We start from the raw sequence: 21,525 nt of genomic DNA, 5'->3' as shown, positions 1-21,525 counted from the left end.
CGGTCAGTAGCCTCGGGTGCGGCGGGCGGCGGGGCGGCTGATGAACGGCTTCGGAAGGGGGGTCGGGCGGCGCACCCGTCTTGTCAGGTCGGAGCCGGTGATCGCGCGCAGGATCTCCGCGCCCAGGATGACCCCGGCGCCCAGGGCGAGGGCGGTCGACAGGGCCTGCAGCAGGCCGGCCAGGCCCGCGTCCCCGTGGCCGAGGCTGACGTCGAGCATGCCCCGGTAGAGCGCGGTGCCGGGCAGCAGCGAGCCGATCGCCGGAATCGTGATCACCATCGAGGGCACTCGGGCGCGTCCGGCGTAGGCGCTGCCGAACAGCCCCACGGCCGCCGCCGAGATCGCCGTCGCCAGGATCATCGGAACCTGCCAGGCGTGCAGCTGCACGAAGATCACCCAGATCATCGCCCCGCAGATCGCCGCCGGGATCAGGTGGCGGGGCGGCACCAGCAGGGCGACGGCGAACGACAGCGTCACCCCGATGGCTCCCAGCAGCTGCTCCGGCCTGATCAGCAGCGGTGCGGCGGGCACGTCCTCCACGGTCAGCGGCACACCCATGCGGACGGCCGCGTACAGCGTGATGCCGATACCGGAGATGACCGCGGTCAGGATGAAGAACACCTCGAACAGCCGGGCGGTCGCCGTGACGTACTCCCCGGCGATGCCGTCCTGCACGCAGGCCACCATCGGACGGCCGGGCAGCAGCGCGATGACCGCGCCGACCACCACGGCCTCCGCCCGCACCGGCACACCGAGCGCGACCATCAGCACCGCCGTCAGCGAGCCGAGCATCGCCGCCACCGTGAGCTGGAAGAACTCCGCGACGCCCCGCCGGGCCAGCCAGGCGCTGGCCCGGTCGCCCAGCACGGTGGCGGCGAACGCGGCCACCGCCACCAGTGCGCCGCCGCCGACCAGGATGCTGGCGGAGGAGGCGATGAGCGCGAGCGCCGTGACCAGGAACCAGTCGGGATAGACCCGCACCCGCCGGGTGATCTTCCGCAGCCTGATCTCGGCCTCGTCGAGTGGCACCGAACCGCCGGAGGTCTCCCTGAGCATCTCGTGGACCGCGATCAGCCGGTCGTAGTCGGGCAGGCGCCGCCGGACCCGGCGTTCCGCGGTGACCGGCACGCTGCCGTCTGAGGGGACGTGCGACAGCGTGATGGCCGACAGGTTGACGTCGGCCTCGCAGTGCGGAACGCCGTAGGCGTTGGTGATCCTGCGCATGGCGCCGGCGACCGTCTCGGTGCCCTCACCGCTGCCGAGCAGCAGCTCGCCCACCCGCAGCGCCAGCGCCATGGCCCGGTAGAGGTCCTGTTTGGCGGGTGCCCGCTCCAGCGGTGACGCCGACACCTGTTCTCCCGACCTCGCACGGTCACTTCTCCGCCGAGGCTACCTCCCCACCGCCGAGGCGAGCGCACGCACCCGTTCGGTGTGGCGGTCATGACCGATGATCACGGGGGGCTCGTTGTACGGCATGGCGTCGGAGGAGCGCCGCAGCTTGATGTACTGCCCGCAGGCGTCGACCGCGTAGGGCTCCATGTCGTCTTGGAGCGCGCCGATCACCGTGATCCCGTAGGTCTCGCCGATCCGGCGGAACAGCGCCACCGCCTCTCTGCGATGCTCCTTGCCGAGGTTGCGCCCCAGCTCGTCCAGGACCAGGCAGAGGTGGCCGCCACCGGAGGAGGCGATCGCCGCCGCGCAGACCAGTTTCACCGCTTTCTCGTCCATCAGCGCGGTGTTGGCCCGCCGGTTGTACGGCACGAAACCCTGCCCCTCACCCCGGCGCCACTTGGGTGTGACCCGCCACGCCCAGCGCTGCTCCGGATCGGCGGGTGCGGGCGGCACCGGGAACTCCAGTGTCGCGCCGTAACCGCCGTAGGAGGTGTCCAGCTTCTCGAACTCTTCGGCCACCCGCGCCAGCCGTGCCCTGATCGCGGCGGTCAGCGCGGCCCGGTGCACCGCGGTGGACTGGGCGGCCTCCTCGGCGCCCTTGGCGGCGGCGGCCAGGTCCCGCTGCCGGGTGGTGAGCTGGCTCTCGATCTGGCGGCGCTGATGGTGTTCGTACTCCTCCTGGCCCCGTAGGTAGGAGGCGAGCGCCGTGCAGACACCGGGGAACGTCGCCTGCTCGCGCGCGGTGCGCCCGGCACCGGGCTCGGTCCGCCGCCGGATCAGGAACCCCAGCTCCTCGGGCATCTCGTCGTGCTCGCCGGGGAAGGTGTCGCGCAGCGCCTCGTCCAGGCGGCGCTCGGCGGCCCGCCACCACTCCTCGGCCGTCAGGGGCAGCTCCTGCTCGCTCAGCGCCTCCAGCCACTCGCGGGCGCCGTCGGCCGTGCCGCCCCACTCCTCGGCCAGCGCGCCCATCCCGAGCGCCGCCCGTTCCGCGGTGACCCCGGCCGCCTGCTCCGCGGCCTGGTCGCGCTCCGCCTCGTGCCGGGCCCGGCGGCCCTCCAGACGCTCGGCCTCCATGCTCCTGGTCCGGGCGCGGAAGTCGAGTGTGCTCGCCCGCCGCTCGGCCTCGGCCACCTTGGGCACGATCCCGGCCAGCGCCTCGGTGAGCTCGGTGAGCGCGCCGCGCCGCTCGGCCATCCGCCGCTCGATGTCGGCCAGCTGCACGGCGGCCCTGGCCCCCTCCAGCCGCCGCTCGGCCTCGGCCACCCCGTCCTCGGCGGCCCGCACCACCGTCGCGGCCGTCTCCTGGACGTCCCGGGCCCGATGCAGTCGCTGCTCGGCCGCCTTGATCCGGGCCTCCCTGCCGGTGGCCACCGCGTCGAACGCCCCCACGACGGTGACACCCGCCGCGCTGACCAGCACCGATCCGGGTAGCGCGGCCAGAGCGCGCGTCGCGGACGCCAGGTCGGTCGTGTCCACGATCACGGCGTGCTCCCGAGGCCACCCCCGGGCGCCCAGAACCGCCGCCACCACCCGCCCCGCGGCACCTGCCCCGGCCTGTCCCGCGGCGCCCGCCACGATCGGTCCCGTGTGGTCCGCGGCCTGCCCCGCGGAGTCCGCCGCCGTTTTTCCCGTGACACCCGCCCGGTCCTGTCCGGCGTGGTCGGGGGCCGCCCGCTCCGCGGAGTCCGCAGCCTCTCCCGGGTGGCCCGGTGCCGTCTCCCCGTCACGGGCCTGCTCGGCCACGTCGAGCGCGTCGAGCAGGCCGGTCGCCCCGACACCCGCCGCGGCGAGCGCGTTGAGCTGGGCGGCCGCCGGACCGCCCTCGGCGTCGTCCAGCGCAGCCCCGGCACCGTCGACCTCACGGTCTGCCACGCCAAGCGCCTTCAGCGCCTCGTTGAGCCCGAGCCTGGTCTGGGCCAGCTCGGCCTCCGCCGTCCTCACGTCGCGGCCGTCGGCCAGCCGCCGCCGCTCCTCCAGTCCGGGCAGCAGGCCGCGCAGCTCGTCCACCGAGTTCTCCGCCACCGCCCGGTCGGCGTCCAGCTTGGCGGCGCGGGCCTGCAGGGCGGTCAGCTCCCCGCGCGCCTCGGCCAGGCCGCGCTCCAGCGTGTCGTCCTTCAGCGTGGCGATCTCCGCCCTGACCTCGGCGACGGCCTCGGCCGCGCGTTCGCCCGCCGCGCGGAACCGCTCCAGGTCGGCGGCGAGCGACCCGTCCCGGCGCGCCGCGTCGGCGAGCCTGCGGGCCAGCCGCCCCCGCCGGCAGCGCAGCGCCTCCGCCAGCCGTACCCGGGCCCGGTCACGCCGGTCGAAGGTCTCCAGCAGCACCCGTGACTCGCCCTCGAACTCCTTGAGCAGTTCCACGGCCCGCGCCGCCCGCACCCGTTTGGCGTGCTCGTCGCGCCTGGCCTCGCGTTCCTGGTCGAGCTCGGTGTCCAGTCCGGTCAGCGCGGCGATCGCCTCGAAGACCCGCTCGGGGGAGATCTCGTTGAGCGGCTGGGAGAGCAGGTTGGTGGCGACCTTGCTCCGCACCGAGGTCGACAGGAACGACACACATCTGACCCGGTCGCCGTAGAGGAACCTGGTCAGGTCTCGCGCCACCACGTCCCGGCGTCCCGCCGAGCGCGGCAGCGTCGCCCAGAGCTCGTCGGCCCGCGTCACCCGCTCGGCCTCCGAGGCGGCCGACGCCACGCACACCCCCTGGGTCCAGCGGATCTCCAGGTGTGGTGCCTCCTGGTTGACCCGCAGCCACACGGTCATGGCGTCGTCCACCGAGTCGGCCCCGGCGAAGACGCCGACGATGTAGCCGTGATCGGCGCTGGCCCACGTCCTGCCGCCGCCGCCCGCGGCGAGCTCGGCGTTGAACAGCAGCTCCGACACCGCCTTGGCCCCCGAGGCGAAACGCCACTGCTCGTCACCGAGCAGCGCGGTGATCATCGCGATGAACGAGGACTTGCCCGCGCCGTTGGAGTCCTTCGGCCCCGCGCCGGCCACCACGACCAGCGTGCCCGGCACGATCGGCACCGGATGGGTGGACAGCCGGGAGACGTTGACCGCCTGCACCGCGATCAGCACGCGGTCGCCGACCACGTTCTCCCCGGGCGCGCCGGCCCGGGCCTCCACCGGCGTCAGGCTCGCCTGGCTCCCGTGTGCCCGGCTCGGCGTCCCGGTGTCCCCGGCCCCGCTCTCCCCGCCGGCCCCGCTCTCCCCGCCGGCCCCGTTTTTTCCGTCGGCGCCGCCGCTCCGCGAGCCCGGCTCGGCCCGGTCCGGTTGTCCGGTCACCCCTGTCGTTCCCTTCATCGGCGATTGGCCCTCACGGCCGAGGCCAGCGGGGTGTGCGGCCCCGCGGCCAGGATCAGCTCCTCCTGCAGGCGCCTTCTGGCCTGCGGGGTCAGCCGGTGGAACTGCGGGCCCGGCACGTAGCCCCCGGCCTCCTCACCGGCCTTGACCTGGGTGAGCAGACCCGCCTGGCGCAGCGTCCGCAGCGCGGCGTCCAGCTCGCCGACCGGCAGCCTGGTGTGCCGCCGCAGCTCGTCCACCTGGGCGGGGAACGGCGACAGCCAGCTGTCGGCGGGCAGCAGGCCCTCGGCGCGGGGGATCGCCACCGAGTGGATCAGCACGAGCACCAGCACCGCCCGCTCGGCCTCACCCACGGTGGTGCCCGTCTCCGAGGCCACCTCGTCGGCGTATCCCGAGGTCCACGCCTCACGATCCTGGATCAGGGTCCGGCCGCGCCGCAGCAGCATCTCCGCGATCGTACGGCGCGGCACCGGATCGCGCAGCGCGGGAAACCGTGCCTCGTGGGCCGGCTCGGCCGCGTGCTCCACCGCCATGAAGGCCGCCACGATCTCGGCCCTGCGCCGCTCGTCGAACGGGTCCAGCAGATCCTCGTCGACGCCGCCGGGGACGGCGACGCCGGTGGAAGCCTCCCCTCTGGAGCCCCCGACACCTCCGGCATCCCCGGAGCCGGTGGCGTCTCCGGTCTCCCCGCCGACTCCGGCGTCCTTGGCGCTCCCGTTGCCACGATCGGTCCCGGACCCGGTGACGGGAAGAACGGGAAGAACGGCCGGCCCGGGGGAGTGGTTCTCGCCGGACGGCAGGCGGCGCATCAGCTCCCTGAGCTGGGCGTGGGACTCGGCGGGCCAGCAGGCGCAGCGGGGGCCGAGCCGTACGGTCCCGGCGTCCACCTCCAGCCACGCCGAGTCGTGCAGGCGGCGCAGCGCGCCGATCGCCCAGTTGCGCATGAGGTCGTCGCCGCGCCCGATCAGCGCCCGGTAGGCGGACAGGACCTCCTCCACCGGGGCAGGGACGCCCGGCCACGGATCGGCGGTCACGTCCGTCCAACAGCACCTCAGCGCCGCGGCCAGCACCCGCCGGGTCTCTCCTGAGCGCTCCACGGCGACCGGCGCGACCTGATACTCCTCCAGAAGCGACGGGGTCGCCCCGTCCGGCCACGCCGGCAGTGCCAGGCCGGTCCCGTCGCCGAGGATCAGCCGGGTCATCCCGCGGGGGGCGGCCTCACCCTCGGCGAGCGGGAGCGGACCGGCCGCCCTGGCTCGCGCGTGCGCCGACTCAGGCGTCATGCCCCACCCTCTCCAGACGGCCGTGGGACAGCCAGCCGGGCTCGGCGTCCGGGTCGACGGTGAGGGCGTCGGACCATCGCAGCCGGTAGGGCGACTCCGGGCGCAGGTCGGCCGAGACGAGGTCGGCCAGCAGGCGGCGGGCGGAGACCCATTCTCCGTCGGCGGTGAGCAGCTCCTCCAGCCGCGCGGTGGCGCGCCCGCCGAGCGCGGTCTCGGCGACGGAGGCCAGACGGTCGAGGTCGCCGCCCTCCGGCCGGTGGGCGTCGGCGGGGCCAGGATCGGGCAGTGACGAACGCGGCGGCGTCGGCTGGGCGGGTGCCGGACGGGGACTCTCGTCCACGGCACGGACGATCGCCGCCGGGTCGTGCCAGGGGGCGGGGGCGTCGAAGACGAATCCGTCGAGCACGGCGGCGAGGCGCTCCTTGGTGGCGGTCTGGGCGAAGGTCCGCCAGGTCTCCGCGGGGAGCAGGGTCAGGTTGCGGGTGGTGCCGGCGGAGTCGGCCAGCCGTCCGGCGGCCCGGCGGGAGGCGTCGCTGTAGGAGTAGATCGCCGAGCGCAGCTCGGTGCAGGTGCGGTCGAGGCCGGGCCATCGGGTGAGGATGGTGCCGTGCAGGCTCTGCGCCCGGCGGGCGATCTCCTCGGTGCCCCAGAGTTTGGGGGCCTGCTCGCGCAGTTCCTCGATGGTGCCGCCGGTCAACGTGATCAGCTCCAGCGCCCAGAGCCGGAAGGCACGGGACAGGTTCCGCGCGCTCAGGCGCGCCTCCTCCATGGTCGTGCGGGGGTCGGCGGCGTTGAGGTCCTCCAGCGCGAGCAGGCGGTGCATCTCCGACTGGCCGCCGTCGTCCATCATCCGCCGGATGAACATCAGCCCCACCACGCTGGTGAACGACGCGCGGTAACGGAGCTGGTTGGGCTTGGGAAACACCTCGCGGATCGCGCCGAGGCCCTTGAGGACCCGCAGCCGGTTCTCGAACCGGTCCAGCGGGTAGGCCCGGCAGACGTGGCGCATCTGCTCGTGGGTCAGCCACTCCTCGCCCGCCTCGGCGAACGCCGCGAACAGCGTTTCGGCGATGTCGACCAGCGCGGGCTCGTCGACCACCGCGCCGCTGTCGCGGGCGAGGGCTGCGAACATCCGGCGGTAGGTCGCGAGCACGGCCTCCTCCGACAGGGCCGAGTCGAGCGTGATCTCGTGGTTGGTCTCTGGCACGCGCCCTACCGTAAGGGGTGCCCCCGACACTTCAGGCCCGGAACGGGAGATGCGTGGTGACGCCGCCGTGTCGCCGGGCGGCGGCCGGAGATGATGGGGGGCCTGCCGGGGCTGAGGCGCGACCACGGGGGGCCTGCTGGAGATTTTCCCGGGTTGTTAACTCCGAGTTAACGGGCGTACGCTGTGCTCCTCGCGTCATGTAGGGCACTATTTCCGAACAGGAGCTACCTGGGTGGCATATCTGGCCGACCGGCTGGGGGAGGCGCTGCGCCGGCGCGGCTACTCCACCCGTAAGGCGGCGAGGGCTCTCACCGACGCGGGACTCCAGACCACTCACGTCTACATCCACCAGTTGAGCAGGGGGCGGCGGACCAACCCGACCCTGGAGCAGCTCACAGCGCTCGCTGTACTGCTTCAGGTCCCTTTGGGATGGCTCGCCGGGGACGACGTGCCCGGCCCTTTCTCTTCCGGCGACAGCGATTCGGCCCTCCCGGACATTGAGGAGAGGCCGATCCGCGTCGTCGGGCGGCTCGACGTCGGCCAGCGCGCCGTTCTGGGCGAGCGGCTGCGACTCCTCCGGGAGACACGCGGGCTGTCTCCGGCGCAGGCCGGGGACATGGTCGACGTTGACGAGCGGGTGGTCACGTCCGTGGAGAACGGCGTCGCCGGGACCGAGACCCCACTCGACGACGTCGAGGCGCTGCTCACCCTCTACGGCGTGACCGCCCGCTTCCAACGGGAGGCGGTCTTGTCGATCGCCCGGGGCGAGCGCGCCCCCGGCTGGTGGGACGCGTCCGCCATCCCGCTGTGGGTGTCGGCGACGTTCGGGCTGGAGCAGCGCGCGGAGCTGATCCGCACCTATCAGCTCCAGTTCGTCCCCCCGCTGTTGCAGACCCCCGAGTACGCCACGGCGGCGGTCCACGTGTCCCAGCATCCTCCCCCCGCCCCCGACTTCGTCGAGGTGGCGGTGGAGACGACGATGCGCCGGCAGGACGCGCTGGCGGGGAACGGCGGCCCGAGACTCTGGGCCGTCGTCGACGAGGCCGCGCTGATGCGGTGCATCGCCGGGCCCCGGGCGCAGGCCGAGCAGCTCGACCACCTGGTCCGCATGTCGAAGGAGCCTCATGTCACCCTGCAGGTGACCAGGCTGACCTCGCCCTATGTGCCGCGCTCGGCGCCGTTCACGATGTTCAGGTTTCCCGACGCGGAGCCGGTGGTGTCGGCCCATCAGTTCAACAACGACTTCGTGCTGGACGGCACGGACGTGGACGCCTACCACGAGGCGTTCGCCAGGCTGACGGTGGCGGCGTGCATGCCGGAGGAGACGGTGGACGTGCTCACGGAGGTCAGGAACGGGCTTCCCGCGCCGGCCTGACCCGGCCCAGCCGAGCGGCGCGCCGGCGAAACGATCTACGCTGGGCGGTTACCGGACGGTTCGTCCCGCCCCGCCAGCGAAGGTGATCACGCGTGAGTTTCGACACGACCAGGCCGCACCCGGCCCGCGTCTACGACTGGATGATCGGTGGCCGGGAGAACTTCCCGGCCGACCGCGAGGCCGCGCGGCAGATCCTGGAACTCAACCCCGATGTGCGCAGGTCGTTCCTGGAGAACCGCCGCTTCCTCGGCAGGGTGGTGGCCTACCTGGTGAAACGGGGCGTCCGCCAGTTCCTCGACATCGGCACCGGACTTCCGGCGAGCGGCAACGTTCACGAGGTGGCCCACGCGATCGCCCCGGACACGCGGGTCGTCTACGTCGACCACGACGAGATCGTGCTGGCGCACGCCCGCGCGCTCATGGCCGGGTCGGACAGGGTGCGCGTCGTCGCCGGCGACGCCACCAGGCCGTGGGAGATCCTCGACGGCCCCGTGGTGCGGGACTTCATCGACTGGTCGCAGCCGGTCGGCCTGCTGATGGTGGCGCTGCTGCACTTCGTGTCCGATGAGGAGGGCCCGGCGTCGATCGTGGCCGCCTTCCGGGACGCCCTGCCGGCCGGAAGCTTCCTGGCGATCTCCCACGGCGGGGTGGAGGGCTGGGAGGACCGCAAGGAGCAGATACGCAGGGCGTCGCAGGCGCACGTCCGTACCCGTGAGGAGATCGCCGGCCTGTTCGCCGGGTTCGACCTGCTGAGGCCCGGCCTGGTGGATGTGGCGAACTGGCGCCCCGCCGGCCCCGGTCCCGCCCTCACCGGACTGTACGGCGGTGTCGGGCGCCTTCCCGGCGGGGAGCGGCCCCCTATCGGAGGCCGACCGTCGTGGGCAGCGCGCGGAAGCCGCGCAGATTCGGCGAGTGCGTGAACGCGATGCCCGTCTCGTCGATGTCGTAGTGGTCCACGGCGGAGACCAGCTCCTCCAGGATGACCCTGAGCTGGAGACGGGCGAGGGCCGCGCCGAGACAGAAGTGCGGGCCCGATCCGAACGCGACGGCCCGGCTGGTGTCGCGGGTCAGGTCGTAGCGGTCGGCGTGCGGGAAGACCCGAGGGTCACGGTTGGCGGAGGCGCCGAGCAGCACCACCCGGGCGCCGGCCGGGACCACCGTGCCGTGCAGCGGGGTGTCGCGGGTGAGCCGGCGGGCGACCATCTGCGCGGAGCCGTCGTAGCGGAGCGTCTCCTCCACCCACGCCCTGATCGCCCCCCGCCAGGCGATCTCCCGCTGCCCGGGGTGCAGCCACGCCTGGTACCAGGCGTTCGCCGCCAGCTTCGTCACCGACTCGTTGCCCGCCACGCCGATCAGCAGGAGAACGGCGACGATCTCGTCGTCGGAGAGCCGATCTCCGCCGGCGCCGGCCGAGACGAGCGTACTGACCAGGTCGGCGCGCGCCCGGATCCGCCGGTCGGCGATCAGCCGCCGGTAGTGGGCGCCGACGGTGGCGGCGGCCTGCCAGAACTCCCCCGGCGCCTCGCTCTCCCCGTCGTACCGGGTGACGAGGACGTCGGAGAGGCGTGACATCTCCGCCCGGTCCTCCTCCGGGACACCGAGCAGCTCGGACACGACGTCCCCCGGGATCGCGGCCACCACCCCGGCGAAGTCGAACGCGCCGGCCTCCAGAGCCGGAGCCAGGTGCCGCCGGGTGACGGCCCGTACGGCGGGCTCAAGGCCGGCCACCGTCGCGGGGGTGAAACCCCGGGAGACGAGCGCCCGCATGCGGGTGTGCCGGGGCGGGTCCATGGCGAGGAACCCCACCAGGTCGGCGGCGTTCGCGTCCCACAGTTCCAGGGTGACGCCGTGGGCGCTGGAGAACAGGGCCGGATCGCGGAGCGCGGCCCTGACGTCGGCGTGCCGTGACAGCGCCCAGAAGTCCAGGTCGTCGTTGCGGTACAGCGGCGCCCTGTCGCGCAGCCACGTGTAGACGGGGTACGGGTTCTCCTGTAGCGCGTGGTCGAAAGGGTTGTAGAGCAACGGACCCCCACTCGGGCGCGGCGGACGTGACCCTCATCATCGGCGCGCCGGGTGCCCGCGGCAATGGGGTGCCGGAGGCGGAGTTCGGCCGGGCGCCGACGATTAGGCGGCGCCTGAGGGGTAGGGCAACGGTTTCCGCGGCCTCCGCGGGTGGCCGGGCGCGGGTGGCCGGGTGACCGTCGCGGGGGGAGACCGCGCCGGAGGGCGCGGGCACACAACCGAACAGGGGAGACGACCTGTGATAAGCGTCCTGATCGCCGAGGACATGCACCTCATCCGTGGAGCGATGGTCGCCCTGCTCTCCACCGAGCAGGACATCAAGGTAGTCGAGCAGGTCGGGCACGGTGACGACGTGGTGCCCTTCTGCCTGCGCCACAGGCCCGACGTCGCGCTCCTGGACATCGGGCTGCCCGGTACCGACGGTCTCGCGGCGGCCTCCGAGCTGAACCGCAGGCTCCCGGCGTGCAGGACGATGATGCTGACCGGCCTCGCGACGCCGGTGGCGCTGCGGCGGGCGCTGGACGCCGGGGTGCGGGGATTCGTCGTCAAGGACGCGCCCGCGGGGGAGCTCGCCCGGTGCGTGCGCCGGGTGGCCGGCGGTGAGCGGGTCATCGACCCCGAACTCGCCGTCGCCGCGCTCCACGCCAGGGAGAACCCGCTCACCACGCGCGAGCTGGAGGTGCTCACGGTCGCGGCCGAGGGGGAGCCGGTCGGGGAGATCGCCAAGCGGCTCTTCCTGTCCGGCGGCACGGTCCGCAACTACCTGTCGCGGATCCTCGCCAAGGTGGGCGCCCGGACGAGGGTGGAGGCCGTCACGATCGCTCAGGAGGCCGGCTGGCTCTGGCCCGGCGACGTCAGCAGGATCGGCCTGGTCCGCTACCGGTCTGGGGGCCGGTGCTCCGGCCTTCAGGCCGGGGGTGAAGGCCGCGCGGGAGGGCCGCCAGGCCCGAGCGTGCCCTGACGGTCAGTGTTCGTCCCGCATGTGCTCGGCCGTCTCGGCGACCTGCACGGGCACCACGGCGGCATACCGCCGCCCCCGGTTGGTGATGTACGTGATCCGGCCTCGCACCGCCGCCTCGTTGAGGACGTCCGCGAACCGGCTGCGCGCCTCGGCGACGCTCATCTCTTCGGATTCCATGCACGTCATGGTACTTGGACGAACCTTCACGTACCTGGGTGCACAATTGACCTGTGCAGCTCAGATACAACTTCCGTATCTACCCGACCCCCGACCAGTGCGCCGCACTGGCGCGGGCGTTCGGATGCGCGCGGGTGGTGTTCAACGACGGGCTGCGCGCACGGACCGACGCCCGCGAGCAGGGGTTGCCGTACCTCTCGGACGGGGAGTTGTCCAAGCGGGTGATCACGCGGGCGAAGAAGACGCCGGAGCGCGCCTGGCTGGGCGAGGTCTCCAGCGTGGTGCTTCAGCAGGCGCTCGCCGACCTGAACACCGCCTACCGCAACTTTTTTGCCTCGATCACCGGCAGGCGGAAGGGGCCGAAGGTCGCGCCGCCCCGGTTCCGGTCGAAGAGGGACAACCGGCAGGCGATCCGGTTCACCCGTAACGCCCGGTTCTCGATCACCCCTGGCGGGAGACTCCGCCTGCCGAAGATCGGGGACGTGCCGGTTCGCTGGTCAAGGGGCCTGCCGTCAGAGCCGTCCAGTGTGACCGTCGTCAAGGACGCCGCGGGGCGGTACTTCGCGTCGTTCGTGGTCGCCATGAATGACGAGTCGTTGCCGGAGACGACGGGCGAGGTCGGCATCGACCTGGGCCTGACCCACTTCGCGGTCCTGTCGGATGGCCGGAAGATCGTCGGCCCGCGCTTCCTGCGCCGCGCGGCCAAGAAGCTCCGCAAGGCTCAGCAGGCTCTCAGCCGGAAGGCGAAGGGGTCGGCCAACCGCAAGAAGGCCGTCGTCGAAGTCGCCCGGGCGCATGCGAAGGTGGCCGATGCGCGCCGCGACCTCGCGCACAAGCTCTCCACGAGCATCATCCGCGACAACCAAGCGGTGTACGTGGAGAACCTGTCGGTGTCGGGTCTGGCGCGTACCCGAATGGCCAAGTCGGTTCACGACGCCGGGTGGTCGCAGTTCGTCGGCATGCTGGAGTACAAGGCCACCCGGTATGGCCGCCACTTCACCAGGATCGACCGGTGGTTCCCCAGCTCGAAGCTGTGCTCGGTCTGCGGGACCATCGCCGGCTCCATGCCGCTCAACGTCCGGGAATGGGTGTGCCCGTGTGGCGCGGCCCACGACCGCGACGTCAACGCGGCGGTCAACATCCTCGCCGCCGGGCAGGCGGAGAGGCTAAACGCCTGTGGAGCGCGGGTAAGACCGGGACTTGTCCCGGCACCGCGCGACGAAGCAGGAACCCACCCGAAGCCGCACGCGCGGCAGGCGGGAATCTCCGCCCTTTAGGGCGGAGAGGATGTCAACGGCCCCGCGCCTGATCCGCGAGCCCGGTGTGCCGGGCGAAGAAGGCGAGCATGTCGGCCGCCAGCCCCACGGACCGGCTGACCGCGCGGGCCCCGTGCCCGACGTCGCTCTCGTGGCGCAGCAGGACCGGCCGCGAGCCCGAGGTCGCGTGCTGCAGCGCCGCGCACATCTTGCGGGCGTGCAGGGGGTCCACCCGGGAGTCTCCGCCGAACGCGGCCAGCAGGGTCGCCGGATAGTCCACCCCCTGGCGGACGCGGTGGTAGGGGGAGTAGGCCAGCAGCCAGCCCAGCTGCTCGGGGTCGTCGGCCGAGCCGTACTCCGGCCGCCAGGAGGGGCCCAGCCCCGACAGTTCGTAGCGGACCATGTCGAGCAGCGGCGCCGAGCAGACCGCGGCGGCGAACAGCTCGGGGCGCTGTGTCAGCGCGGCGCCGACCAGCAGCCCGCCGTTCGACTCGCCGCAGGCGCCCAGCTGCGCCGCGGTGGTCCAGCCGTCGGCGATGAGCCGTTCGGCCGCCGCCGTGAAGTCGTCGAAGACGTTCTGCTTGCGGTCGAGCATGCCGTCCCGGTGCCATTCGGCGCCCTCCTCGCCGCCGCCCCGGAGCTGGGCGAGCGCGAAGACCCCGCCGGCCTCGACCCAGGGCAGCACGTAGCCGGAGTAGGAGGGCGCCAGAGAGAGCCCGAACCCGCCGTAGCCGTACAGGATCGTCGGCCTGGGGCCGGTTCCCGGTCGCGCGAGCACCACCATCCGCACCGGTGTGCCGTCCGCCGAGGTGTAGACGATCCGGCGGGCCTCAAGTTCCGGCACCTCGACGGCGCCGGGCGCGGCGGCCCAGAGCGAGGTGTGCCCGGTGCGCGTGTCGTGGCGGTACACGCTTCCCGGCGTGACACCGTCGGTGTAGGTGAACCAGACCTCGTGCCCTCCCTCGGGCCGGGTGGCCATCCGCCCGGCCGAGCCGAGACCGGGCAGCGGTACCCGGCCGAGCCGCTCGCCGGTCGCCAGGTCGTGGACGTCCATCTCGCTGATCGCGTGGCGGGTCCTGCCGATCAGGAGCCTCGCGTCGTCGACGATCGCGAAGTCGCCGATCACCGCCTCGGGGTCCTGGCCGACCAGTTCGGCCCAGTCACCGGGGCCCGGCCGCTCCGGGTCGGCGACGCACAGGCGCCCCCGGGGCGCGTCCAGAGTGGTCAGCAGGTACAGGCGGCCGTCGGGGCCGACGGCGGGCGCCGTCACCGCGCCCGCCCCCTCCTGGACGACCCGCAGCGCCGGGTGGTCGGCGGGTGAGACCGACAGGTCGGCCAGCCAGAGGTCGTTGCCGCCGGGAGCCGCCGCCGAGATCGTCAGCCAGCGGCCGTCCGGGCTGATCCCCAGGCCGTAGGAGCGGTCGCCCGCGCAGATCACCGCGTCGTCCTCGGCAGGGGTGCCGAGCCGGTGCAGGCGGACCTGGCGGGAGCGGACGTAGAAGAACGCCTTCCCGTCCGGCAGCCACGCCACCGGCGCGTAGCGGCAGCGGTCGATCGGGCCGTCGACGACCTGCCCGGTGCCGACGTCCATGACGTACAGCAGCGAGCGTTCGTCGCCGCTCCTGGACACCTGGTAGGCCAGCAGGCGGCCGTCCGCGTCCGGCTGCCAGTGGTCGAGCGTGGTCAGCCCGCTGGGATCGAGCTCCACCGGGTCGATCAGCGCCCTCTCGGGCTGTCCGGGGGCCGAGACGTAGAGGACCGGGTGCTCCTGCGCCGCCGTACGGCGCAGCAGGAAGTGCCGCTCCCCTCGCCAGAGCGGTGAACTGACCGTCCCGGCACCGGTGAGCTCGGCCACCCGGGCGTGCCAGTCGTCGCGCCCGGGAAGCTCGGCGGCGTGGCCGCGCCACAGTTCGTCCTGGGCCGCCAGCCACGTCCGCGTCCGCGGGCTCGCCGGATCCTCCAGCCACCGGTACGGGTCGGGTACGGCGTGGCCGTGGAGCCGGTCGACGACCGGCTGCCGTTCGGCGGAGGGATAGATCACGGCACCAGCTCCTGTGCGTCCGAGGGGTTCCAGTGGCCGGCCAGGTCCGCGTAGAGCGGGCAGGAGGCGAGCAGCTCCTCGTGCCCTCCCAGCCGGACGCTGGTGCCGTCCATGACGAGGATCCGCCGGGCCCGCAGCGCGGAGGTCAGCCGGTGGGCGACGACCACGAGCGTGCCGCCGCGGCGGGTGAACGCCTCCTCGGCGCGGGCCTCGGCCACCGGATCCAGGTGGCAGGTCGCCTCGTCGAGGATCATCAGGCGGGCGGGGGACAGGTAGGCGCGGGCCAGCGCGACCAGCTGCCGTTCGGCCGGCGAGAGCAGACCGGCGTGGATCTCGGCGGAGTAGCCGCCCAGCCGCGCCACCAGGGCGGTCAGGCCGACCGCGGCCACCGCGTCGTCCACCGCCCGCCGAGGCGCCGGGGCCAGGTAGGTCAGGTTCTCCAGCAGCGAGCCCCGCAGGATGTAGGACTCCTGGGGGATCAGCACCCGCCCGGCCGGGACGACCAGGCCGGCCGGGACGCCGCCGACCAGTACCCGCCCGGCGTCCGGTGGCAGCACGCCGGTGACGAGTGCGGCCAGCGTGGACTTGCCGATACCGCTGGGGCCCACCACGGCGATGTGGTCCCCGTCGGGGACGTACAGGTCGAGACCTGAGATCACCGGCTCGGCGTGCGGGCCGTAGGCGAACGTCACACCGTCCAGCTCCACCCCCGCGCCGGAGGGGGAGCGCAGCCCGGCCACCGGACGGGGAGGGCCACTGGACCGCAGGATGCGCTCCAGCGCCACCCGCAGCCGGACCCCGCTCATCCCCAGCCCCTGCACCAGGTTGCCGAGCGCCGGGGCCAGCGACTGTGTGACGTAGACCAGCGCTCCGAGGATCACCCCGGCCCCGGCTCCCTGCCGGAGCAGCCAGGGGGTGCCGACCAGGATCAGCAGGGCCGGCAGCCGGCCGCCCACCGTCAGCGACACCGTGCGCAGCGCGGTCACCCGGGCGAGCGCGCGCGCCGCGCCGGCCTGCTCCACCACCCGGTGGCCGACCGAGGCGGCCACCCGGCCCCCGGCCCGGCAGGCGGCGATGTCGCGCAGCCCGCCGGCCATGGCGGCGAACGACTCGGCGGTGCGCTCGTCGGCCACGATGAAGTCCCGCTGCCGCCGGACCAGGGCGGGCAGCGAGAGCAGGAAGAGGCCGAGACCGGCGGCGAACGGCGGCAGGACCAGCACGAGCACCTGCGGGATGAGGGTCGCCAGGCCGAGTACGACGCTCACCGCGGTGAACACGAAAGACCTGACCACCGTGATGACCGAGGCGAGGGCGTCGCGGGCCAGCTCGACCTGGAGGTTGGAGCGCGCCACCGCCGCCGTGCCGGGTCCCCGCCCCGCCGAGGCCGAACGGCGCAACGTGCCCTCCACGACGTGGTGGAGCAGGTCCTCGCGGAACGGCTCCACGATCGAGGCGACGGCGAGCACGACCTGGCGCGCGCCGACCGCGGCCACCAGCCAGGCGCCGCCGAGGACGGCCAGCCACGCGAAGCCGGTGGCCGGCCGTCCCGCGGCGAAGCCCTCGTCGATCGCCCGCGCGACGGCCAGGCCGACGACGAGGGCGGGCGCGGTCTCCGCGACGGACCAGGCGCCGAGCCTGAGCAACTGGAGGGGATCTCGCCCGAGCGCTCTGAGGACCGGGCGGTTCACCGGGTACGGCCCCCGGAAAGGGGCGTGGTGGCGGCCCTTCACGGGACCTCCGGCTGCGGCGAGGATCCCCGAGGGGGCGGGACGGCCTGGAAGACGGCCCGGTAGTCGGGGTTCCGCCAGAGTGTGAGGTGCCTGTCGTAGGCGCGCACCCGGCCGCCGTCCAGCCAGACGACCCGGTCGGCCGCGGCCGCGGTCGCGGCCCGGTGGGCCACGATCAGGCGGGTACGGTGACGCAGCTCGCCGGAGAGCGCCCGGCCGACCTGGCGTTCGGTGACGGTGTCCAGGCTGGAGGTGGCGTCGTCCAGGACGAGCAGGCGTTCCCCGTGCGCGAAGGCGCGGGCCAGGCCGAGACGCTGCCGCTCCCCGCCGGACATCGGGGCGTCGTCCAGAGGCGTGCCATATCCCCGGGGGAGCCTCCGTACGAAGGCGTCGGCGCACGCCGCGTGGGCGGCGGTCCGCACGGTCCCGGGGTCGGGGTCGGCGAGGCCGAGACCGATGGCGTCGGCGACGGTGTCACCGACCAGGACGGGGCGTTCGAAGGCGTAGCCGACGGCCGCGCCCAGCGCCTCGGCGGACAGTTCGCGCAGTGGCACGCCGTCGAGGACCACCTCTCCGCGGTCGGGGTCCACCAGGCGGCCGGCGAGGGCGGCGAACAGCGACTTTCCGGATCCCGACCGGCCGACCACGGCCACCGAGCATCCGCCGGGGACGACCAGGTCGATCTCGCCCAGGCCGTCCGAGGTGACGCCGCGCAGCTCCAGGGTGCCCGGGCCGGGGGGGAGCGGGTGCCCGCCGTACGGCACCGGCCGCTCGGCGACCAGCTCGGTGACGCGTCCGGCGGCGGCGCGCGCCCGGGCCAGGCGGTTGACGTATCCCAGGGCCGCGCCCATGCCGGCCCCGAGCGCGACGTAGCGGGCGGCGGCGTACAGCTCGCCCACCGTGAGGTCTCCCGAGGCCAGCTGCAGGCCGCCCACGCTCAGCACGGCCACCTCCAGCAGCGGCACCACGGCTCCCGCCCGCACACCGGCCAGCGCGTTGGCGCGCCACATGTCCATGGCGTGCAGGCGGAGCAGCGGGAGGGCGGTCAGCACCCGGTCCCTCTCCCGGTCCTCCGTGCCGGCCGCGGCGATCGTGCGGGCTCCGGCGAGGGCGTCGACCAGGCGGGCCGCGATGTCCCCCTGCGCCTTCTGGTAGTCACCGGCGATCGACGTGGTCGTGTGGAGAAACGCCCGCAGCACCAGCGCGATGAGGACGAGGCCGGCGAGGAGGGTCAGGGTCAGCCAGGGGTCGATGAGGGTGAGCGCGACCACGCCGCCCACGGTGGGGACGATCAGCGCGGCCCCGGTGACGATCGACTCCGGGGCGTGCCCCACCTCCTCGGCGTTCACCCCCATCCGGGTCACCAGGTCCCCTTCGGCGAAGCGGCGGGTCATCGCGGGCCCGACCCCGAGCACGTGCCGCAGGACCCGCAGGCGCAGCCACTGAGTGGCCTGCGCCCCGCTGCCTCCGGCCGCCTGGACGCCGAGAACGTCGCAGACCGCGGTCAGGGTCACCGCCGCCGCGCAGGCTCCGAGCCAGGTTCCGCCCGCGGGGTCGGCCGCCGCCAGGCCGTCGACCGTCCTGCCCAGCAGGAACGGGATGGTGAGTTCGGTGAACGCCCCGGTGAAGGAGGTGAGCGCCAGCACGTACAGCCAGGGACCGCCGTTACGCACGGTCTGCGTCACCAGCCGATCTGCCGTCCGCACCGGTCCTCCTTCGTGGATGGGCACTGGGGGGCCTTCGCGCCCGGGCGGACCCGGGGAAAGGTCGTGGCGGAAAGGGTGGTGCCCGGGACGGCCGCCGTCGCCGGCCGTCCCGGGCACCCGGCCGGTTAGTGGCAGAGCACCACGCTGAGGTTGCTCGGCGCGTGGGACTGGCAGCCGAGGACGGTCAGGGTGCTGCCGCCGCCACCGCCGTGGCCGCCGCCGGGGGTCTCCAGGGTCTGCAGGTCGAGAAGGATCATTGTGTTCCTCGTTTTCTGGGGTGAGGGATCGGTTAGTGGCAGAGGACGACGCTGAGGTTGCTCGGCGTGCAGGACTCGCAGCCGAGGACGGTGAGAGTGCTGCCGCCGCCGTGTCCGCCCCCGGTCGGGGCTTCCAGGCTCTGGAGGTCGAGAAGTATCATGTGGTCACACCTCCTTCGGTGGCTCGTGGGAGTGAAGTCGCCCGGCGGATTCGTGCACAGGCGGTGCCGTGCCAAGGGCGCCTGTGCCGCCGGGCGGCCCGGTGAAGGGCAGAAACACCCGCTCGTCGTGGAGCGCGGTGCTCATCGCGAACAGCACCCCGGCGGTGCCGGTCGCGAAGTCCATGGAGAGCCGGAGCAGTTGGTCGCCGGGGAAGGCCAGCCCGCCGCCGTACGGCAGCGCGTGCCAGCCCAGCCCGCGGATCTGCTCGGCCAGATCGGTGCCGGCGGCGAGGGGGACCGCGTCGGGGTCCGCTCCCAGGCCCGTGGCCATGGCGGCGATCATGCCGCTCCGGCCGGTGAACAGGCCGGGCTGCACGTAGTAGCGTCCCCGGGTGACGCGCCGGCAGCCGTCCAGCGCCGTCCGCAGGTCCTCGTCGTCGCGGTGGGCCAGATAGCGGGCCAGGACCAGGCCGATGCCCACCGACCCCTCGTCCAGGTAGGGCAGGACGCGCCATCCCTGGGTGACCTGGAGTGAGCCGTCCTCACCCGTGGTGCACCGGCGCAGGTCCTGACGGAGCGCCACGGCCGCCCGGTCGAGCAGGGCGGTGTCACCGGTGCGCTCGTAGGCGTGGAGGAAGAGCAGGGCGGGTCCGGCCGAGCCGTACATCAGCCCCGCGCGGGGGTTGGCGCCGCCGCTGATCTCCGGCACGTCGCCGGGGCCGCCGAGACGGTCGGCGCAGACGCCGGTGATCCGGTGCGCCAGGTCGACGAGCTCCCGCTCGCCGGTCCGCTCGCCCAGATGGAACAGGTTCAGCCCGATCCCCGCCAGGCCGCCGGACAGGCCGAGCTCCAGCGACTCCCACTTCCGCCGCAGGCAGATCCGCACGAGGTCGAGCGCGTCCTGGCGGTGCCCGAGCAGGTCCAGGACGTGGGCCACGCCGTGCAGCCCGTCGTAGAACCCGATGCCCGTCCCCGGAGCCGGGGCCAGCGCCCTGCGGCGGAGCCACTCCTCGTGCTCGGGGAGGCTGCCCGCCCCCGCCGACTTCAGGGCGTACAGCACGCCCGCCGCGCCGTGGGCGAGGTTGACGCCCCCGCCCGGCCTGAACTGGGCCACGTCACCGGGGAAGAGACGGTCCTCGCGGTCGGGGGTGGCGCTCGCCAGGATCGCCCGGGTCATCGCCTCCCTGACCTCCGGCCAGCCGGCACGGCCGGGCTCGGGGGTCGGCCGTGCCGTCGCGGGGCGCGGGCCCTCGATGGTCCGCACGGCCTCCGCGATCACCTCGGGGGCGACGGGGAAGGTCCTCGTGATGAGCTCGGCCAGCCGGCCGACCTTGGCCCGGTCGAGCGGGAGCATGATCGTGAGCTGGGGGGCGAACAGTCCCAGGCACAGGCAGGCCAGGGCGTAGGTGTCGATGTCGACACCCTGGCGGTCCGGCGGGGCGCCGAAGGCCGGATGGCCGAGGGCGGCGCGACCGCGGTCCGCGGCGAGGGTCGCCACCTCGTAGTCGATCAGGACGAGGCGCCCGGCGGGGGTGAGGAGGATGTTGTTGGGGTGCAGGTCGCCGAAGACGACCCCGCGCCCGTGCAGGGACTCGACCGCCTGACGTACCCGGGGAAGCACGTCGAGCACCCACGAGGTGTACGCGGCGAGGGTCTCGTCGTCGCAGTCCGCCCGGGTCAGGGGGTACCGCTGCACCAGGAGCCGTTGCAGCGGACCGGCGTCGACGAACTCCTGCACCAGGAAGTGGTGGTCGCCGAGCGTGAAGTAGTCGATCAGCGCGGGTACGGCGTCGAGCCCGGACAGCCGCTCCAGCATGTCGCGCTCGTGCGTCAGCCGCGTCACGGCGTCCCGGCCGGCGGCGTCGAGCCCGGCGTGCGGGCGGCCCTCCTTCAGCACCACCCGCTCGCCGGTGCGCACGTCCCGCCCGAGATACACGCCCCCGCCGTTGGAGAACTGCATGACGCTCTCGACCTCGTACGGCAGGCCGGTGGTGGTGACCGCGTTGCGGGCCGCCAGATGGGGCCGGAGAAACTCCGGCAGCGTCACCCAGGGGGGCACGGTGAAGGCGGGTTCCCGCACGTCGGGGACCAGCCGCCCGTCGCCGTCCTCGATGGCCAGCACAAGCTCGCCGTTCTCGCCGAGGCAGCGCTGCGGCACGAAGCCGCCGTAGCGGACGAAGAGGGGGCCCTCGCCGTAGCGGAGGTCGCTGAGCACGTACGGCCCCTCGACGCCCCTCAGTGACTCGTCGAGCTCCTTCAACGTGAGTTCAAGCCCGTCCTCGTCCAGCGGATAGATCGTCACGAGTTTGCCGCTGGAACCGCGGTCGGCGGCCTTGGAGTTCAGCATGGTCATGACAGGCAGGCTCCGCAGGAACTTGAACGGGATGTTCCGCGGCACGCAGTAGTCCCACACGGCCTCCAGGGCGCGCTCGGCGTCCCCGGCGCACGCCGAGACGTGGATCTTCCAACCCTGTGACGGCATCCGCGCGCCGAGGGGCGCGTAGTGCATCCAGGTGTCGGTCGCCTGGTGGGCCCAGCCGTCCGGGACGGCCCTGGTGGCCGGCGGAAAATCGGGGTGGTCGCCCCGGCGGCCGTCGAGAGTGTCGTAAAAGAGCGGATCCGCGAGGCAATAAAGCTCATATTGGTCATTCACGGCAATCTCCCTG

16 protein-coding genes are annotated in these 21,525 nt (G+C 73.6%); 4 read left to right on the top strand and 12 right to left on the bottom strand.

Features of this window, described 5'->3' with window-relative positions; all coding sequences use genetic code 11:
- Positions 1-3 precede the first annotated feature (3 nt).
- Genes ABZ194_RS23870 through ABZ194_RS23855 form a run of 4 tightly spaced genes read right to left on the bottom strand, consistent with a single transcriptional unit; the run spans position 4 to position 7,176 of the window.
- Entirely contained in the window at positions 4-1,350 is a 1,347-nt protein-coding gene (locus ABZ194_RS23870) for a threonine/serine exporter family protein (RefSeq protein ID WP_355599226.1), read from the bottom strand.
- 39 nt (positions 1,351-1,389) lie between these two features.
- Positions 1,390-4,668 (bottom strand): chromosome partitioning protein ParA, encoded by a 3,279-nt coding sequence (locus ABZ194_RS23865; protein WP_355599225.1) that lies wholly within the window; start codon positions 4,666-4,668, stop codon positions 1,390-1,392.
- Between the two features lie 14 nt (positions 4,669-4,682).
- Complete coding sequence (locus ABZ194_RS23860) at positions 4,683-5,969, bottom strand: hypothetical protein (RefSeq protein ID WP_355599224.1); 1,287 nt, start codon at positions 5,967-5,969, stop codon at positions 4,683-4,685.
- Positions 5,959-7,176 (bottom strand): hypothetical protein, encoded by a 1,218-nt coding sequence (locus tag ABZ194_RS23855; RefSeq protein WP_355599223.1) that lies wholly within the window; start codon positions 7,174-7,176, stop codon positions 5,959-5,961. Before ABZ194_RS23855 ends, ABZ194_RS23860 begins: the two co-directional genes overlap by 11 nt.
- 232 nt (positions 7,177-7,408) lie before the next feature.
- Between ABZ194_RS23855 and ABZ194_RS23850 the strand changes: the two genes are divergently transcribed.
- Positions 7,409-8,551 carry a Scr1 family TA system antitoxin-like transcriptional regulator gene (locus ABZ194_RS23850; protein WP_355599222.1) on the top strand — a complete coding sequence of 381 codons (1,143 nt, stop codon included), beginning with the start codon at positions 7,409-7,411 and terminating at the stop codon, positions 8,549-8,551.
- 92 nt (positions 8,552-8,643) lie between these two features.
- Complete coding sequence (locus ABZ194_RS23845; protein ID WP_355599221.1) at positions 8,644-9,471, top strand: SAM-dependent methyltransferase; 828 nt, start codon at positions 8,644-8,646, stop codon at positions 9,469-9,471.
- On the opposite strand, the gene ABZ194_RS23840 is transcribed toward ABZ194_RS23845, so the two are convergent.
- Positions 9,410-10,573 carry a cytochrome P450 gene (locus tag ABZ194_RS23840; protein WP_355599220.1) on the bottom strand — a complete coding sequence of 388 codons (1,164 nt, stop codon included), beginning with the start codon at positions 10,571-10,573 and terminating at the stop codon, positions 9,410-9,412. The genes ABZ194_RS23845 and ABZ194_RS23840 overlap by 62 nt on opposite strands.
- A 238-nt stretch (positions 10,574-10,811) precedes the next feature.
- On the opposite strand from ABZ194_RS23840, the gene ABZ194_RS23835 reads away from it, so the two are divergent.
- Entirely contained in the window at positions 10,812-11,534 is a 723-nt protein-coding gene (locus ABZ194_RS23835) for a response regulator transcription factor (RefSeq protein ID WP_355599219.1), read from the top strand.
- A 3-nt stretch (positions 11,535-11,537) separates the two neighbouring features.
- Here the strand turns inward: ABZ194_RS23835 and ABZ194_RS23830 are convergent, their stop codons facing one another.
- On the bottom strand, positions 11,538-11,711 hold the full coding sequence (locus ABZ194_RS23830) for a type II toxin-antitoxin system prevent-host-death family antitoxin (protein WP_355599218.1): 174 nt from the start codon (positions 11,709-11,711) through the stop codon (positions 11,538-11,540).
- Positions 11,712-11,764: 53 nt separating this feature from the next.
- Here ABZ194_RS23830 and ABZ194_RS23825 point away from each other — a divergent pair, with 53 nt between their 5' ends.
- Positions 11,765-12,988: an RNA-guided endonuclease TnpB family protein gene (locus ABZ194_RS23825; RefSeq protein WP_355599217.1), complete on the top strand. Its 1,224-nt coding sequence runs from the start codon at positions 11,765-11,767 to the stop codon at positions 12,986-12,988.
- Between the two features lie 13 nt (positions 12,989-13,001).
- On the opposite strand, the gene ABZ194_RS23820 is transcribed toward ABZ194_RS23825, so the two are convergent.
- The 6 genes from ABZ194_RS23820 to lanKC all read right to left on the bottom strand — a co-directional run bounded on the left by ABZ194_RS23820 (position 13,002) and on the right by lanKC (position 21,512).
- Positions 13,002-15,008 (bottom strand): prolyl oligopeptidase family serine peptidase, encoded by a 2,007-nt coding sequence (locus ABZ194_RS23820; RefSeq protein ID WP_355599216.1) that lies wholly within the window; start codon positions 15,006-15,008, stop codon positions 13,002-13,004.
- Complete coding sequence (locus tag ABZ194_RS23815; RefSeq protein WP_355599215.1) at positions 15,005-16,738, bottom strand: ABC transporter ATP-binding protein; 1,734 nt, start codon at positions 16,736-16,738, stop codon at positions 15,005-15,007. The genes ABZ194_RS23820 and ABZ194_RS23815 overlap by 4 nt, the downstream gene beginning before the upstream one ends.
- Positions 16,735-18,441 (bottom strand): ABC transporter ATP-binding protein, encoded by a 1,707-nt coding sequence (locus tag ABZ194_RS23810; protein ID WP_355599214.1) that lies wholly within the window; start codon positions 18,439-18,441, stop codon positions 16,735-16,737. The genes ABZ194_RS23815 and ABZ194_RS23810 overlap by 4 nt, the downstream gene beginning before the upstream one ends.
- Positions 18,442-18,566: 125 nt before the next feature.
- A complete protein-coding gene (locus tag ABZ194_RS23805; RefSeq protein ID WP_355599213.1) occupies positions 18,567-18,698 on the bottom strand; it encodes a SapB/AmfS family lanthipeptide in 132 nt (43 codons plus the stop codon).
- Between the two features lie 32 nt (positions 18,699-18,730).
- Positions 18,731-18,859: a SapB/AmfS family lanthipeptide gene (locus tag ABZ194_RS23800; protein ID WP_355599212.1), complete on the bottom strand. Its 129-nt coding sequence runs from the start codon at positions 18,857-18,859 to the stop codon at positions 18,731-18,733.
- A gap of 4 nt (positions 18,860-18,863) precedes the next feature.
- Positions 18,864-21,512, bottom strand: a complete 2,649-nt coding sequence (gene lanKC / locus ABZ194_RS23795; protein ID WP_355599211.1) for a class III lanthionine synthetase LanKC — start codon at positions 21,510-21,512, stop codon at positions 18,864-18,866.
- Positions 21,513-21,525 lie beyond the last annotated feature (13 nt).

The organism is Streptosporangium sp. NPDC006007 (assembly GCF_040614315.1).
GTDB lineage: Bacteria > Actinomycetota > Actinomycetes > Streptosporangiales > Streptosporangiaceae > Streptosporangium.
Note: the sequence above shows the minus strand (reverse complement) of the source record. Positions and strands in the feature narration are given on the sequence as shown.